The following is a 16,729-nucleotide window of genomic DNA, read 5'->3' on the forward strand; positions in this document are numbered from 1 at the left end:
CCAACTGCCGCGCATCCCTCGGCATTGGCCAGCACGACCGACATGGGGCGTCTGCAAGGCTCGCCCCGGCGATTGCTCAACCATGAATGAACACGATGCCATCCGGACCGCCCCGCACAGGGCGGCCGCATGATACGCAGGGAGATTGCTCTTGGGTGCCTATATTCTGCGCCGAGTCCTGTTGATGATTCCGACACTGCTTGGAATCCTGTTGCTGAATTTCCTGATCGTCCAGGCGGCTCCTGGCGGGCCCATCGAGCAGCTGATGTCGCGTCTTGACGGCCTCAGCGCCGGGGCCAGCACACGGCTGAACAGTGGGGGTGGCGATGGCGTCACCAGCGGCTCCGGCACCAGTTCCACCTATCGCGGAGCCTCGGGAGTCGACCCGGCCCTAATCGCCGAGCTGGAGCAGCAATTCGGCTTCGACAAGCCCGCCTGGGAGCGCTTCCGCGACATGGTGGTCGACTACGCGCAGTTCGATTTCGGCGATAGCTTCTTCCGCGACCGCCCGGTGATCGACCTGATGCTGGAGCGACTCCCCGTCTCGATTTCCCTGGGCCTGTGGACGACGCTGCTGGTCTATCTGGTGTCGATTCCACTGGGCATTCGCAAGGCACTGGTGCATGGCTCACGCTTCGATGTCTGGACCTCGGGTGTCGTCATCGTCGGCTACGCGATTCCGGGCTTCCTGTTCGCGATCCTGTTGATCGTGGTGTTCGCCGGCGGCAGCTATCTCGACTGGTTCCCGCTCAGGGGGCTGACCTCCCCGGATTTCGAGGAGCTCTCGACGCTTGGCAAGGTCCTCGATTATTTCCATCACATCGCCCTTCCCGTGCTGGCCTCCGCCATCGGCAGCTTCGCCACCCTGACGATGCTGACCAAGAACAGCTTCCTGGATGAGATCCACAAGCAGTACGTGCTGACGGCACGCGCCAAGGGGGCCAGCGAGAACCGCATTCTCTACGGACATGTCTTCCGCAACGCCATGCTGATCATCATCGCGGGGCTGCCGGCGGCGCTGGTCGGCATCTTCTTCACCGGCTCGCTGCTGATCGAGGTCATCTTCTCTCTCGATGGCCTGGGCCTGCTGGGCTTCGAGGCGGTACTGCAGCGCGACTATCCGCTGATCTTCGGCACCCTGTACCTGTACACCCTGATTGGCCTGATCCTGAAACTGGTATCAGACCTGATGTATGTGTGGATCGACCCGCGCATCGACTTCGCGACCCGGGAGGCTTGAGATGCGTCACGACACACCCCTTCAAGGGGAGACCAACGTCGTCCAGGACGTGCCGGAACGCCTGCACCGCTCGCGCCTGTCGCCCATCACGCGGCGGCGTATCACGGCGTTTCGTGACAACCGGCGCGCCTGGTGGTCACTGCTGATCTTCGGCGTGCTGTTCATTCTGTCGCTCGGGGCGGAACTGATCGCCAATGACCGCCCACTGCTGGTCTCCTATCAGGACGAGCTCTACCTGCCGATGCTCAAGGAGTATCCGGAAACGACCTTCGGCGGCTTCCTGCCGACCGCCACGGATTATCGCGATCCCTATGTGATCGACGCCATCGCGGCGCAGGGCTTCATGCTCAACACTCTGATCCCGTATTCCTATGACACCCTGGATCTCAACCTGGGGTCTCCCGCGCCTTCGGCTCCCAATACCCGTCATTGGCTTGGCACGGATGATCAGGGACGGGACGTGCTGGCGCGGGTGATCTACGGCTTCCGCCTGTCGGTCCTCTTCGCTCTGGTGCTGACCGCCGGTTCCATCGTGCTGGGCGTGCTGATCGGTGGCGTTCAGGGCTATTTCGGCGGCAAGGTCGATCTGATCGGGCAGCGCTTGATCGAGATCTGGTCTGGACTGCCGGTGCTGTTCCTGTTGATCATCCTGGCCAGCATCGTGGAACCCAATCTCTGGTGGCTGACCGGCATCATGCTGCTGTTCTCGTGGCTGGGGATCGTCGATATCGTGCGCGCCGAATTCCTGCGTGCGCGAAATCTGGAGTATGTGCGCGCGGCCCGCGCCATGGGCCTGCCCTCACGTCTCATCATGTGGCGTCATGTACTGCCCAATGCGATGGTCGCCACCCTGACCTTCATCCCCTTCCTGTTCACGGGCGCCATCACGACCCTGACCGCGCTGGACTTCCTGGGCTTCGGGTTGCCGGCAGGCTCCCCGTCGCTGGGCGAACTGGTCGCGCAGGGCAAGAACAATCTCCAGGCCCCCTGGCTTGGCATGACGGCATTTCTCAGTCTCGGCATCATGCTGACCCTGCTGGTCTTCATCGGTGAAGGGCTGCGCGATGCCTTCGACCCACGTCATATCAGTGCCCGGGAGCAGGACGCATGAGTCAGTCAATGCATGAAGCCACGACAGCAGCCAACGCCGAGCCGCGCTCCCGGGATCACTGCGTGCTGCGGCTGGACGATCTCTGCATCCGCTTTGGCAAGACACCTGTCGTCAGACATCTGTCGCTGGAGGTGAAGCGCGGCGAATGTCTGGCCATCGTCGGCGAATCCGGCTCGGGCAAGTCAGTAAGCCTGCTGGCAAGTCTCGGCCTGCTGCCGGGGCATGCCCATGTCACCGGCACGCGGGAGTTCACCACGCTCGAGGGAGAGAGGCTGGATCTGTCAGCCCTGACGAGCCGCCAATGGCAACGCGTGCGCGGCAACCGGATCGGCTTCGTGTTCCAGGAACCGATGACATCCCTCAACCCCCTGGCCCGAGTCGGCGACCAGATCAGCGAGAGCCTGCGGCTGCATCAGGGCCTGCGTGGCCATGCGGCACGCCAGCGAGTGATCGAGCTGCTCAAGCAGGTTCAGCTGCCTCGCCCGGAAGAACTCCTTGAGGCCTGGCCGCATCAGCTCTCTGGCGGTCAGCGCCAACGCGTGATGATCGCCATGGCGATGGCCAATCAGCCGCCTTTGATGATCGCCGACGAGCCCACCACGGCGCTGGACGTCACGGTGCAGCAGGACATCCTCGCTCTGCTCGACAGACTGCGGCGAGACCAGGGCATGGCCATGATCCTGATCAGCCATGACCTCAATCTGGTCCGCCGCCATGCAGACCGGGTCATCGTGATGCGGGAAGGCGAATGCATCGAGCAAGGGCCGGTGTCAGAGGTCTTCGATTCTCCCAGCCACCCGTATACCCGCGAACTGCTGGCCGCCGAGCCTGAAGGGGTGGCCGCGCCACTCGACCCTGAGGATGCGGGCACGCCCGTTCTGGAAGCACGTGATCTGGAGGTGCGCTTCTCGCGTCCTCGCAAGCTGTTCCAGAAACGTCCAGCGGATTTCATCGCGCTTCAGCCGCTGGATCTGACCCTCGCGCGCGGGGAGACCCTCGGGATCGTGGGCGAGTCGGGCTCCGGCAAGACCACCCTCGCCCTGGCGCTCTTGAAGCTGCAGGCCGCACGCGGTGAGATTCGTCTGGAGAATGCCCGTATCGATACGCTGGATCGCAACGCCCTGCGTCACAAGCGACGCCAGATGCAGATCGTCTTCCAGGACCCCTATGGCTCGCTCTCGCCGCGCATGCCCGTCACGGACATCATCAGTGAAGGCCTGCGCTTTCATCAGCCTGAGCTCTCAGAGGACGAGGTACGCCAGCGCGTGACGCAGGTCATGCGCGAGGTCGAGCTGCCTGCCGAGTGCGCCGATCGCTATCCTCACGAGTTCTCCGGCGGGCAACGCCAACGCATCTCGCTGGCCCGCGCCCTGATTCTCGAACCTCACCTGCTGGTGCTGGATGAACCCACCTCGGCGCTGGATCGCAGCGTCCAGAAGCAACTCATCGCCCTGCTGCGCGACCTGCAGGCGCGTCATGGCCTCAGCTACCTGTTCATCAGTCATGATCTGGCCGTGGTGAGGGCCCTGGCCCACCGCGTGATGGTGTTGCGCGAAGGCAAGCTGGTGGAGAGCGGGACGACTACCGAAGTGCTGGGCAATCCGAGGGAGGACTACACGCAGGCCCTGATCCAGGCGGCAGGACTGACGTGACAGTCCCGCTTGCCACTCAAGGGCGCGCCCGCCACCAAGGCAGCGGAGGCCTCGTCCCTCATGTGGCGAGTCTCGAGAAGACAGGCATCCTGCATTGCACGGAACGCACTGCTGAGTTGCCTGACTGACTCTGGACGATTGCAAATAATAAAGGTTCTCAATATGATTCCGTCAGAGGTGGGCCACGCGACACCGAGCACGACATGACACCTGTCACCGTCGCGTCGAGCCTTCACGACATCGCGTCACGCGATCTGCATAATAAAAGACTGTTCAAGGGAACCTCATGTCCGCACATTTCCGCCCTATCGCTCGCAAGCCGCTGGCTGCCGCCATCGCGCTCTCCGTGGCACTGATCGGCTCTGCCGCCCAGGCGCATGAAGGCCATGCACACGATGATCGCAAGGTGAGCGCTGAAGCCGTCGTTGACCAGTACGCCAACGTGGCCCATGCCACCTACAGCGATGCCCTGGCCAGCGCCAATGCCCTGCGCGCCGCCAACGCCGCGCTGATCGAAGCTCCGTCCGAGGCGACGCTTGCCGCGGCTCGCACTGCCTGGAAACAGGCGCGCGTGGCGTACCAGCAGAGTGAAGTCTTCCGCTTCGGCAATGCCATCGTCGATGACTGGGAAGGTCAGCTGAATGCCTGGCCGCTGGATGAAGGCCTGATCGACTACGTCGAAGGCGACGGCTATCAGGCGGAACTGGGCAACCCGGGCGCCAGCGCCAACATCATCGCCAATGACAGCGTGCAGATCGGTGCCGACAAGATCGACACTACCGAGATCACCCCGGAGCTGCTGGCCTCCCTGAACGAGCTGGGCGGATTCGAGGCCAACGTGGCCAGCGGCTACCACGCCATCGAATTCCTGCTCTGGGGCCAGGACATGCATGGCTTCGAGTCTGGCGCAGGCGAGCGTCCGGCGTCGGACTATGCCAAGGGAGAGGACTGCACCGGCGGCAACTGTGACCGCCGTGGCGCCTACCTGCTGGCGGCCAATGACCTGCTGATCAATGACCTGGAATACATGGTCGGCCAGTGGGCACAGGGCGACAAGGACAACTATCGCGCCGAGCTGACCTCCCTGCCGGCCGGTGAAGGCCTCGAGAAGATGCTGTTCGGCATGGGCTCCCTGTCACTGGGCGAGCTGGCCGGTGAGCGCATGAAGGTCGCGCTGGAAGCCAATTCCTTCGAGGACGAGCACGACTGCTTCTCCGACAACACCCACTACTCGCACTTCTACAATGCCAAGGGCATCCAGAACGTCTATGAAGGCACGTACGTGACGCTGGATGGCCGTACCTTCGAAGGCCCGTCATTGCACGCACTCGTCGCCCAGAATGACCCGGAGCTGGCCGAGAAGATGCACGAGGCGCTGGACACCACCATGGGCCAGCTGCAGGTGATGGTGGATACGGCAGACGCCGAAGACGGCATGAAGTTTGATCAGATGATCGCCCCGGGCAATGCCGAGGGTGCCGAGATCATCAATGCCAGCATCGAAGACCTGGTCGCGCAGACGCGCCTGATCGAAGAGATTGCCAACGACGTCGGCATCAGCGGACTGAAGGCCGATACCGCAGATCACGAATTCTAGGCACTCACCCGAGATTGCCAGGCCATGGGCGGTGATGAAACCGCCCATGGCCGCGCAGCCCCCTCGCCCGAACCTGTCTCGTACAGGTTCGGGCGTTGATGCTTTCGTGCCAGCATTTTATGCGCGCCTGCTAATTCTTCAGAGTGCCTTGCCCGAAGGCCACTGATGGACTCGCAGCCTGACCGCGCAAGCCAGGACCTACATCGATGCCACACGTCATCCCGAAACACCCGATCCTTCACGCGTTGTCGCTTGCCATCGCACTGACCGCCCTGCCCCAGGGCGTAGCACAGGCCACCCAGACACCGCTGACCGTCAGCGCCTATCTGGCCGCATTGCCACTGCAGGACACCGCGAAGAGTGGTGGCGAGGGCAGCGTGCGCAAGCACGATACCAATGCCTATTCCCTGCCGGCCAAGAACCTGAGCTTCGATCAACGTCTGTCCTTCAGCGTCGGCAACAGCTTCTTCAAGAGCCCATGGGTGATCGCGCCCGCCAGCACCACCGCTCGCGATGGCCTCGGTCCGCTGTTCAACACCAATGCCTGCCAGAACTGCCACGTCAAGGATGGACGCGGCAGTCTGCCGGCCGAGGGCGACCCCTCGGTGGGCCTCTTCCTGCGCCTGGGCATGCCGGACAGCCACGAGGACAGCTGGAGCGATGAGGAGCGTGAATTCCGCCGCATCGCTGGAGTGATGCCGCACCCCGTCTATGGCACTCAGCTGCAGAATGCCGCGGTGCCCGGTATCGAGCGCGAAGGCCGCATGCAGGTCGTCCATGAAGAGATGCCCGTCCCGTTGGCGGATGGAGAGGTCGTTCTGCTGCGCAAACCGCGCTATTCCCTGGTCGAGGCTGGCTTCGGCGACCCTGGCCCCATTGCACTCTCACCGCGCCTTGCCCCGGGCATGGTAGGCCTCGGGCTGCTCGAGGCGGTCAGCGAGGAGACCTTGCTCGAGTGGGCCGACCCGCAGGATGCGGATGGCGATGGCATCAGCGGTCGCGCCAATACCGTCTGGTCACTGACCGAGCAGCACGAGGTCATGGGGCGTTTTGGCTGGAAGGCCGGCCAACCCGACGTTCGCCAGCAAAGCGCCAAGGCGTTCGCCGGCGACATGGGCCTGACATCGAATCTGGTCAGCTCCACCGATTGCACGCCGGTCCAGAAATGCGCAGACCTGCCCAACGGGGGCACCATCGAGGTGGAAGACAACGTCATGGACAATGTGGCGTTCTATTCGCGCAATCTCGCCGTGCCGACACGACGTGACCTCGATGACCCGACGGTGCGCGAAGGCGAGCAACTGTTCCGGGAGCTTGAATGCGCCAGCTGCCACCGACCACGCCTGACGACCGCGTCCGGTGGTGTGGCCGCCCAACTGGCTGACCAGACGATCTGGCCCTACAGCGACATGCTGCTGCATGACATGGGCGATGGCCTGTCAGATGATCGCCGCGAATTCGAGGCTACCGGCAATGAGTGGCGCACACCGCCACTCTGGGGGATCGGCCTGGCGCAGACGGTCAATCCCGCGACGGGCTTCCTGCATGATGGACGCGCCCGCACCCTGCTTGAAGCCGTGCTCTGGCATGGCGGGGAAGCCAGGGCCAGTCGAGACAAGGTCGTGGCGTTGCCGACTGACCAGCGGCAGGCGCTGCTGCGCTTCCTGGAATCGCTCTGATCTCCACTCAGCCCCTACCCGCCAGCCGACTCTGGCACGCCCCCGACTTTCGCCTGGCGTGCCGTTCTGACAAGGAATCCCGCGACATGTCCCGTGACACCTTCACCACTGCTGCCATCCCGATGAAACCTTTCACGCGCAAGCCCTCGCCCCTGGCGCTGATGACCTCCGCCATGACCCTGCTGGGTACCGCACTGCTGTCGACGAGCACACTGGCGGCATCGGACTCTTCTAGCGCCAACACCACCAGCGCGGACGCCGTCAGCCAGTTTGCCGCTGACACTTTGAGCGAAGCCCACCAGCAGCTCGCCAACCGCCTGACGCAGCTCTCGCAGCACAGCCAGGCGTTCTGCTCCGCCGAGGGTGACGTGACGCTCGAGACGCTCAAGGAGGATTGGCGCAGCGCCATGCTGGGTCTGAATCAGGTCAACTGGGTCGAGATGGGCCCCATCCTGCAGAATTCTCGCCAATGGCAGCTGTATTTCTGGCCGGACAAGAAGGACCTGGTGTCAGGCAAGACACGTGCCCTGCTCGCTGGCGATGCCCCGATCACGGCCGATGGCTTGGCGGAGCAATCCATCGTCATGCAGGGGCTGGGCAGTGTGGAATTTCAACTGTTCGATGCCCGCTATGCCGACTCGCCCCTCACCGCCAACACGCGGCGGTGTGAGCTGATGACGGCCAACACCGCCTACGCCGCCAGCACCGGCAAGACGCTGCTCGAAGAGTGGCAGCAGTTCGCACCACAACTGGCCGATGGCACTGGCGCCTTCAGCGATCCACGTGACGCCGTGCTTTCCCTGGTACGCGCGATGACCGTTCAGCTTGAGGCCATCAAGGACCGCAAGCTGCGCCGCCCGATCGGGCTCGACAACGGCGGCACGGCCAACCCCTACGCGGCAGAGTCCTGGCGTGGCGGCATGGGGCTTGCCAACATCGGGGCGACGCTTGCGATGATGGAGACGCTCTGGCTCGGCAATGACGAGGTCGCAGGCATTCAGGGCTACCTGAATCAGCAGGTCGACCCGCGCATGGTGGCCTCCACCACCGGAGACTTTGCCGATGCGCGTGACGCCTTCGCCGCCCTGCCGGCGGATCTCGCTGGCATCTTGCGCGACGACCCGCGCAATGGCGATCTGCAGCAGGCCATGATCCACCTCGAGACCCTGCAGGCCGGCTTCGCTGACACGCTCAACCCGGCACTCGGGCTGTCTCTGGGCTTCAACAGCACCGATGGCGATTGATTCGGGAGTGGAGCGCGTGAACAAAGCAGGACACAGCATGCTGGATACCCAACCAGCGGAGGCACGTCAGCGCCGCCGTCTGCTCAAGGCGCTGGCGTGCACGCCTCTGATGGGGCTCTCCGGCGGCAGGGTCCTGGCGGGTGGCAACAATGCCGCCAGTGCTCGAGGCCATGTGCCAGCCGGGGTGGCCATCTCGGCCTGTGACGATGACACGGGGCAGCACTTTGCCAGCTGTACCAGTTACCAGGGACAGGAGCGCTGGCGTCAGCCCATCAAGGAACGCGCCCATGGCGCCACCCGCCATCCTCACAAGCCCTGGGCGCTGATCTTCGCCCGGCGCCCCGGCACCGAAATCAATGTCTTCGATCTCGAGACCGGTGAGCGGATCACGCGCATCGAAGCCGCGCCGGACCGCCACTTCTATGGGCATGGCGTGTTCAGCCCGGATGGCGGTCTGCTCTACACCACCGAGAACGCCATCACCTCCGGGGAAGGCCGTATCGGGATCTACGACATGCATCGCGACTTCGCGCGACTTGGCGAGTTCGCCAGTGGCGGGATCGGCCCGCATGAGGTCCGTCTTCATCCGGACGGTCGGCAGCTGATCATCGCCAATGGCGGAATTCTCACGCGCCCGGAGACCGGTCGCGTGAAGCTCAATCTGGAGTCGATGCAGTCCAATCTGACGCTGCTGGATCGCGTCTCGGGCGAGATTCACTGGCAAGGCGAACCATCGCATCATCAGCTGTCATTGCGTCATCTGGATGTCAGCCGCGATGGCACCATCGTCGCGGGGTATCAGTATCAGGGACCTGCCTCGGACCATCACCCCCTGGTGGTGATGAAACGCCCCGCCAGCGAGACCTTGCAGGAATTGCCGCTACCGCTGGAATACGTCCCTCAGTTCAAGCAGTACATCGCGAGCATCGCCATCGCCCCCGAGGGCCACCTGGCGGTGGCCACTGCCCCCAGGGGCAACCTGATCACGCTGTGGAACCTCGAGACCGGCGAGCTTGAGACGACACTGGACTTCGCCGACTGTGCGGGGGCGCTGGCAGTACCGGCCACTCAGGAGACTCCCGCGGGGTTCGTGGTCAGCAATGGTCGCGGAGAATGGCTGCTGATCGATGAGGACGGGCTGCCGGCGCTGGGGCCGGTGCGCCTGGCCAATACCCACTGGGACAACCATCTGGCGTTGATGTAGACGGCGCATCACGGGATGACCACTGCTCCAGGTCGCGGGAGAGTGTGGCACGCGGCAGGAAACGACGACGCCCCGCAGGCGGATGCCTGCGGGGCGTCGTCGTTCAAAAGGACATGATGCAAAGGCGCAAGGAATCAGAAGCGATAGCTCAGACTGCCGATGATGCTGCGGGATTCCCCGTAGTAGCACCAGTAGCTGCAGCTGGCGACATATTCCTCGTCAGTGAGGTTGCTGACATTGACCTGAGCGCTCAGCTCGCGGGTGAAGTCATGCCCGACCATCGCATCGAACAGCAGATAGTCGGGCACTGTGGCATCGCCATCTACCGATTCGCCGACATAACGGGCACCCGCCCCAAGACGCAGCCCCTCCAGGGCACCACGCTCGAAGGCGTAATCCAGCCAGCTGGAGGCCTGGTGGCGCGGTATCAGCGGGGCACGCACATCGTCTTCCAGACGCGCATCGGTATAGGTATACGCCGAGGTCAGCTTGAGATGGTCCGTCAGATAACCGACCATTTCCAGCTCGAAGCCACGCGACTGACGCTCGCCCTCCTGCACCTGGATTCCGCCGGTGGTGACCAGCGTATTGTCTTCGGTGAGATCAAAGACAGCCGCCGTCACGTAGCCATCCCAGCCGGCGGGCTGGTACTTGGCGCCCAGCTCCCACTGGCGTCCTTCGCGAGGCTCATAGAGCGAACCGCGATCATCGGTCGCGCTGATCGGCTCGAAGGATTCGGTATAGCTCAGATAGGGGTTGAGACCGAAATCACTCAGGTACATCACCCCGCCCGACCAGCTGATCTCGTCATCATCGGAGCGCTCACGTGACCCCGTCGTCTGATTGACGTTCTCGGTCTCGGCCTGGTCGTAGCGCACCCCCGCCAGCAGTACCCACATGTCGTCGATGCGCAGCTGATCCTGCACGTAGAGGCCGATCTGCTCCTTGTCGATATCGCGCCGCGTGACCTGGTCATCGCTCAAGGCGGTGTAATTGCCGTATTGCGGGTCAAACAGATCGATCGGATCGCCGAAGGCATAGTCATCCGCTTCCTTGCCCGACAGGCTCAGATTCTGATAATCCACGCCCAGCAGCAAGGTGTTCTCGGTGCGCTCGCCATACCACTTGCCGATGGCCCGATTGTCGACGGTATAGCTGTCGATGGTGCCCTCGCGGTACAGCAGCCCCCGCTGTCCTTCGCGCGCCGAGGACTGATAGAGGATGTAGCTGCTGATCAGGTCGAGATCCAGCTGGCTATAGCGGAAATCCTGCTCCAGCGCCCAGGTGTCGTTCAGCTGGTGGCGCAGCTCATAGCCCAGGGAGGTCTGGGTACGCTCATCCTTGTCATACCCCGGCTCACTGTAGTTGGTCTGCGGGTCCACCTTGCCGAACGGCGTATCATCATGGGTGCCATAGGCCAGCTTGAAGGCGTTGGTGGGGACGCCATCATCCTTCTGGAGGCTGGCGAGCAGCGTCAGCTGGGTTGCCTCCGAGATGTCCCAGGTCAGACTCGGCGCGAAGTAGTAGCGCTCGTTCTCGGTATGATCCAGATCCCCATCACGTTCGCGGTAAAGCCCGACCAGACGATAGCGCACATCCCCGTACTCGCTCAGATACCCACTGGTATCAAGCCCCGTCTGGCGCAGACCGCGATTGCCGACCTGAATCTGAATCTCGCTCTGCGGCTCATCGGTGGGGCGCTTGCTGATGGCGTTGATCAACCCGCCGGGAGGCGCCTCACCATAGAGAATGGAGGAAGGTCCCTTGAACAGATCGACCCGCTCCAGGCCCCAGGTCTCCGGCAACCACTGATAGAAGCCTTCACGGTAGATGCGCAAGCCATCCTGATAGGTGGATTGATCAAAGCCACGCACCTTGAACCAGTCGGTATTGTTGTCGGACCCATAATGGCCAGACAGGACGCCGGCACGGTAACGGAAGGTTTCATCGAGCTGCTGGACGTTGCGCGTGTCGAGCTCTTCGCGATTGACCGTCGAGACCGGACGCGGCGTCTCCACCAGTGGCGCATCGACTTTCAGTGCCGTGCCGACCACGACCATGGTGTCATCGGTCTCGGCGGCCAGCGCGCTGGCCGACTGTGACAGGAGCCCTGCCGCGATACAGAGCCGTATGGCATGCGACAGAGGGGCGAGTGCCGGCCGGACAGGTGTCTGCCGTGATGTTGGATGTCTGGACATATCGTGTTCCCTTGCAACGATCGTTGTGTGGTCAATCTCCCCTTCCGTCTCGTGGCGTCTCTCACTGGCACGCTCATGGCGAATACGGAATGGAATCAGGATGATTCGTATTCATCTAATGTAAACCGTGGTGACACACCGTTCTGCATGCACCAGCATGCAATCCCGAGAATGGCGCGTCTGACCGACTGCAACACCCCGAGGGGCGATTTACGCTGCAGCCGGGCATCATCCCTGATACATCACATGAGACCGCCTCCGGGGCTCACGTCCTGCCACTGCTTGTCTGGTGATGTCGGAGGAAATGAGCGCCCGCGGCATCCCGCGGCCGCCCCCGCCGCCAGCCCGAACGGGTTGTTTCAGGCCTCATCCAGACGCGCGACGGCATCCTGGCTGATGCGATCACGCTGGGCGCCCGACAACTCCTGCAACGTGCCGGTGCGCATCTCGAACAACCTGTCTGCCTGCGCGAAATAATGATCATCGTGACTGATGGCGAAGACCGTCTTGCCCATCTCGCGCAGACGCGGCAACAGATCGCGATAGAAGATACGGCGGAACTGCGGGTCCTGATCTGCCGCCCATTCATCCAGCAACACGATGTCGCGACGCTCTGCCACGGCCATCAACAGCGCCAGTCGCTTGCGCTGCCCTTGAGACAGCTCGGTGTTGATCACACGGTTCTCCTCGAGCACCAGCTTCTCGCGCATCTGCAGGTAGTCGATCCACTGTGCGATCAATGCCGGATCTGCCGGCTCACCGGTCGGACCCAGCAGGCGATCGAACTGATGGAAATCAGTGAAGACCGCCGAGAACTGCTGACGCCAGGCTTCCCGCTCGTCTTCTCCTATCGGGTGCCCGTCCCGCAGAAGTGAGCCTGATGTCGGCCGATAGAGGCCGGTCAAGAGCTTGGCCAGGGTCGACTTGCCGCTGCCATTGCCACCGATCAGGAAGACCAGCTCTCCGCGCCTGAGGGTAAGATCCAGCGGGCCGACGCAGAAGGCCTGCGCGTCGTTGTGCGCAATGTCCTGTCCCAGGGTCTCGCGGCCGGCGTAGCGGAAGCAGACACCCTGCAGACTCAGGGTCTGCCAGTCAGACCCGGCCGACGTGTCTGCGGCTGACGCATGTCCCTGCGGCGGTGCATCTTGAGGAGACGCGAAATCGGCGTTGACCGGTGCCAATGCCAGCTTGCGCAGCTTGGCAAAGGCCACATCCGCCCCCAGCAGAGTCGGCAATGCCCCCACGGCCTGGATCAAGGGCGTGCGCAGAAACAGCAGCGTCAGGGAAAAGGTCGCGGCGACCTCACCGCTGGCCCAGCCCAGACCATTGGCCAGATAGAAGACGATGCCGATGGCGCCCAGCATCATGATGTTGGAGAAGTTGACGGCGCTCAGGTGGTAGGTATCCGCGCGCACGACGTGATGGCGATACTCTTGGGCATTGACGCTGTAGCGGGTGTCGAAATAGTCACGCGCACGGGGTCGATTGAGCGCCAGCTCCTTGCGCCCATCGATGACCGCCTCATAGTCGGCGTACAGGCGACTCTCCGCTTCACGCACCTCGGCCAGGTGGCGATAGACTCGCGTGACCAGCCAGCTGCCCCCCATGATGGTCAAGGTCACCCAGATGGCGGTGACCAGCATCATGCCGGGGGATAGCCAGCCAAGATAGAACACGGCTCCGAGGGTCAGCACGATGCCCTGAACCAGTTCCGGCAGGCGCACGAACGCCAGAGTGATGTTGCGGATGTCACTGGACAGACTCGCCAGCAGATTGGCACTGCCCAGCTGCTCGAGCCGCTCGATATCGGTATCGAGGATCTGCTTGACCAGACGCCCGCGCAGTCCGTGCACGAAATGATGCCCCAGCGTCGTCAACGCCAGTTGTGCCCCCAAGGTGATCGCCAGCAACAGCAGAATCAGTCCGAGAAACTCCGGAAGCACCCCGACATGGGCCGCAAGCCCCTCGTCCAGGGGGACGGTGGCAGATTGCGCGATGAGTCGCTGGTTGATAAAGGCAATGACACCGATTCCCAGCCCTGCACTCACAAGGCTCAGAAAGATCACACCAATAAAGGACCAGCGATAATGGGCAAGAACCACTTTCAGTAACGTCACACCTGCTCCCGGGCACCATGGCAATCAGACCGCCACCAGAAGGCGGCGACGCAGCTCATGTGACTGCGCCGACAGGAATCTTACGGCGCGCATACTTTAATGCAAGAAATAATGAGAAATATTATCACTACGAAATGACAGCGGTAGGTGCCGTCGTGCGATCCCGCTCTCTGCACCTGTCCCCGCGAGGACTGCCCCCGCGAGGACCGCCCCCGCTCATGGCGCTCGGCGGTCACGGACCACTCAAGTGGCCGTGAGTCTCACCATAGCGTCATCTGGCGATCCAGCAGGCGATCGAAATCATCCTTCACGAACGGAAGAATGCCATCGGCAACGGGCTTGAGCTGACGACTCAGATAATGCTCCACATCGATGGGAGAGCGCAGGTACTCGACAGGCTCCGGCCCGGCAGTGGTCATCACGTAGCGAATCCAGCCGCCACGCTGGTAACGCAACGGCAGGCCGCGCCTGCGATTCTCGTCATCCGCCAGACGCGCTGCCCGCACATGCGGGGGCACGTTGCGCTGATAGTCATCCAGACGTCGCCGCAGGCGCTTGCGATAGATCAGCGCATCCACGTCAGAGTGGCTGTCAGTCCCTTGAGCATGGCGCTGCAGAGACTCCTGCACGTAGCGCTTGAGATACTCCTGGTAGGGGCTTCCCTCGAAGATGCGGCGATAGAGGCCTTGCTGGAATACCTTGGCCAGCGGCGTCCAGTCGGAGCGCACGGACTCGAGCCCCTTGAACACCAGCTCGCTCTCACCTCCCTCCCCCATCTGCCGGAGGCCTGCATAGCGCTTCTTGCTGCCCTCCTCTGCTCCCCGGATGGTGGGCATCAGAAAACGCTGATAATGGGTCTCGAACTGGAGTTCCAGAGCACTGGCGAGCCCCAGACTGTCCTTGAGATGTCGCTGCCACCAGGCGGTGACATGGGCGGCCAGTTCACGGCCGATCTCACCGGCCTCCTCCTCCGTGTGCGCCTCGCCAAGCCAGACGAAGGTGGAGTCGGTGTCACCGTAGATCACGGTGTAGCCGCGCGCCTCGATCAACGCCACCGTCTGCTGGATGATCTGATGGCCACGCCGTGTGATCGAGGAGGCCAGACGCGGGTCGAAGAATCGGCAACCGCGTGAGCCCAGCACGCCATAGAAGGCGTTCATGATGATCTTGAGCGCTTGCGTCAGCGGCACATCGCCTGCCGCCCGGGCGGCGTCCCGCGCCTGCCATATCTCCGCGACGATGGCGGGCAGACAATGCTTGTCACGCGAGAACCGCGCACCGAGAAACCCCGGGACGCTTTGGCCCAACGACACATCATCCGACTCACGCAACCCTTCGATGAGCCCCAGCGGGTCGATCAGGAAGGTCCGGATGATCGAGGGATACAGACTCTTGAAATCCAGCACCAGTACCGAGTCGTAGAGTCCGGGCTGGGAGTCCATCACGAAGCCGCCGGGACTGTCCTCCCCCACCACATCTCCCAGATTGGGCGCGACCTTGCCGAGTCGATGCAGGCGCGGCAGATAAAGGTGGGTGAAGGCCGCCACCGAGCCACCGCTGCGGTCGGCTTCAAGTCCGGTGACACTGGCCCGCGCCAGCAGAAATTCCATCAGCCGCGTCCGCTCGAAGATGCGCGTGACCAGCTCGCAATCCTTGAGGTTGTAGCGCGCCAACGACGGCTTGTCCTCGGCGAACATGCGCAGGATCTCGTCCAGACGGGAATAGGGATCATCGATGGCCTTGCCTTCCTGCAACAGCTCACGCGAGACATTCTCGAGGCTGAACGACTCGAAATGCCAGAAGGCCGACTTGAGCGCCTCGATGCCGTCCACCACCCACCGGCCGGGAATCTCGGCGAAATAATGCTCCGCCTGACGCGAATGCGCTCGCCACTGCATCGTGCTGCCATCGCGCCCCAGGCGCAGAGGCAGATTCTCGGCCTCCGAGAGCCGCACCAACATGCGCAGATCGAACTGGATGACATTCCAGCCGATGATGACGTCCGGATCGTGGCGTGCCACCCAGTCGATCAGGCACTGCAGCAATTCACGCCGGCTGTCCCGATACTCGAGCCCGAAATCGCATCGGGCAGTCGTCTCACCGTTCGCCGGGCCCAGCATGTAGACCTGACGCTGGCCGCAGCCTTCAAGCGCGATGGAATACAGGTTGCCCCGGGCATCGGTCTCGATGTCCAGCGATGCCCAGCGCAGGGGGGGACGGAAGCTGTCAAGCGGCATGAGGCGTGCATTGTGCAGACTGCCATCGGCGTGACGCTCACCACGCGCCGTGACGCCCGCCGTGATGAAACGCTCCATCAGATAGCGATCAGGCGGACGGACATCCGCCTCATAGACGTCGACACCGATCGCTTTCAAACGACGTGCCAGCTGCCCCAACGTGCGGTATTCGCGACAGTAAAGCCCTACCACCGGACGATGATGAAAGTCTTCCAGTGCCAACGGACGCAACTCGGCCCCGGGCTGGAAGCGGACCAGAGTCTGCGCCAGCACCTGCTGTTCAGCTGGCAGGAAAGCGACCACCTCCTGGGGCTGAGTCTGGACTCGCATCCCGCCATCCTCGGTGCGAATCCAGACGCTGATCACGACACCTTCCGGCGTATCCCGCCAGTGTCGCGTGATCACGAAGCCCTGATGAGCCGTGGTGGGAGTCGCTTTCACGCCTGTGTC

At 63.0% G+C, this 16,729-nt stretch carries 10 protein-coding genes; 7 read left to right on the forward strand and 3 right to left on the reverse strand.

Features of this window, described 5'->3' with window-relative positions; genetic code table 11:
- The first annotated feature begins 151 nt into the window (after window positions 1-151).
- From QD172_RS08605 to QD172_RS08635, 7 genes are all read left to right on the forward strand, one after another.
- Window positions 152-1,240, forward strand: a complete 1,089-nt coding sequence (locus QD172_RS08605; RefSeq protein ID WP_084208776.1) for a microcin C ABC transporter permease YejB — start codon at window positions 152-154, stop codon at window positions 1,238-1,240.
- Between the two features lies 1 nt (window position 1,241).
- A complete protein-coding gene (locus QD172_RS08610; RefSeq protein WP_279855487.1) occupies window positions 1,242-2,351 on the forward strand; it encodes an ABC transporter permease in 1,110 nt (369 codons plus the stop codon).
- 8 nt (window positions 2,352-2,359) lie between these two features.
- Window positions 2,360-4,003: a dipeptide ABC transporter ATP-binding protein gene (locus tag QD172_RS08615; RefSeq protein ID WP_279855694.1), complete on the forward strand. Its 1,644-nt coding sequence runs from the start codon at window positions 2,360-2,362 to the stop codon at window positions 4,001-4,003.
- A gap of 286 nt (window positions 4,004-4,289) precedes the next feature.
- A complete protein-coding gene (locus QD172_RS08620; RefSeq protein ID WP_136937889.1) occupies window positions 4,290-5,600 on the forward strand; it encodes an imelysin family protein in 1,311 nt (436 codons plus the stop codon).
- A 206-nt stretch (window positions 5,601-5,806) separates the two neighbouring features.
- Window positions 5,807-7,279, forward strand: a complete 1,473-nt coding sequence (locus tag QD172_RS08625) for a di-heme oxidoredictase family protein (protein ID WP_279855488.1) — start codon at window positions 5,807-5,809, stop codon at window positions 7,277-7,279.
- 86 nt (window positions 7,280-7,365) lie between these two features.
- Window positions 7,366-8,523, forward strand: a complete 1,158-nt coding sequence (locus QD172_RS08630) for an imelysin family protein (protein ID WP_279855489.1) — start codon at window positions 7,366-7,368, stop codon at window positions 8,521-8,523.
- A gap of 37 nt (window positions 8,524-8,560) precedes the next feature.
- A complete protein-coding gene (locus QD172_RS08635) occupies window positions 8,561-9,727 on the forward strand; it encodes a DUF1513 domain-containing protein (RefSeq protein ID WP_279855490.1) in 1,167 nt (388 codons plus the stop codon).
- 134 nt (window positions 9,728-9,861) lie between these two features.
- Here QD172_RS08635 and QD172_RS08640 read toward each other — a convergent pair whose 3' ends face one another.
- The 3 genes from QD172_RS08640 to QD172_RS08650 all read right to left on the reverse strand — a co-directional run bounded on the left by QD172_RS08640 (window position 9,862) and on the right by QD172_RS08650 (window position 16,720).
- Window positions 9,862-11,925 (reverse strand): TonB-dependent siderophore receptor, encoded by a 2,064-nt coding sequence (locus QD172_RS08640; RefSeq protein WP_279855491.1) that lies wholly within the window; start codon window positions 11,923-11,925, stop codon window positions 9,862-9,864.
- Window positions 11,926-12,284: 359 nt separating this feature from the next.
- Window positions 12,285-14,042 carry a multidrug ABC transporter permease/ATP-binding protein gene (locus QD172_RS08645; protein ID WP_279855492.1) on the reverse strand — a complete coding sequence of 586 codons (1,758 nt, stop codon included), beginning with the start codon at window positions 14,040-14,042 and terminating at the stop codon, window positions 12,285-12,287.
- A 260-nt stretch (window positions 14,043-14,302) separates the two neighbouring features.
- Window positions 14,303-16,720: a DNA polymerase II gene (locus tag QD172_RS08650; RefSeq protein WP_279855493.1), complete on the reverse strand. Its 2,418-nt coding sequence runs from the start codon at window positions 16,718-16,720 to the stop codon at window positions 14,303-14,305.
- Window positions 16,721-16,729 lie beyond the last annotated feature (9 nt).

The sequence above is a fragment of the Cobetia sp. 10Alg 146 genome (assembly GCF_029846385.1).
Lineage (GTDB): Bacteria > Pseudomonadota > Gammaproteobacteria > Pseudomonadales > Halomonadaceae > Cobetia > Cobetia marina.

What these genes read in the sequence shown, in the direction of transcription:
- QD172_RS08610 (WP_279855487.1), top strand. Translation starts at nt 1,242, where the DNA reads ATGCGTCACGACACACCCCTTCAAGGGGAGACCAACGTCGTCCAGGAC.
- QD172_RS08615 (WP_279855694.1), top strand. Translation starts at nt 2,360, where the DNA reads ATGCATGAAGCCACGACAGCAGCCAACGCCGAGCCGCGCTCCCGGGAT.
- QD172_RS08620 (WP_136937889.1), top strand. Translation starts at nt 4,290, where the DNA reads ATGTCCGCACATTTCCGCCCTATCGCTCGCAAGCCGCTGGCTGCCGCC.
- QD172_RS08625 (WP_279855488.1), top strand. Translation starts at nt 5,807, where the DNA reads ATGCCACACGTCATCCCGAAACACCCGATCCTTCACGCGTTGTCGCTT.
- QD172_RS08630 (WP_279855489.1), top strand. Translation starts at nt 7,366, where the DNA reads ATGTCCCGTGACACCTTCACCACTGCTGCCATCCCGATGAAACCTTTC.
- QD172_RS08635 (WP_279855490.1), top strand. Translation starts at nt 8,561, where the DNA reads ATGCTGGATACCCAACCAGCGGAGGCACGTCAGCGCCGCCGTCTGCTC.
- QD172_RS08640 (WP_279855491.1), bottom strand. Translation starts at nt 11,925, where the DNA reads ATGTCCAGACATCCAACATCACGGCAGACACCTGTCCGGCCGGCACTC.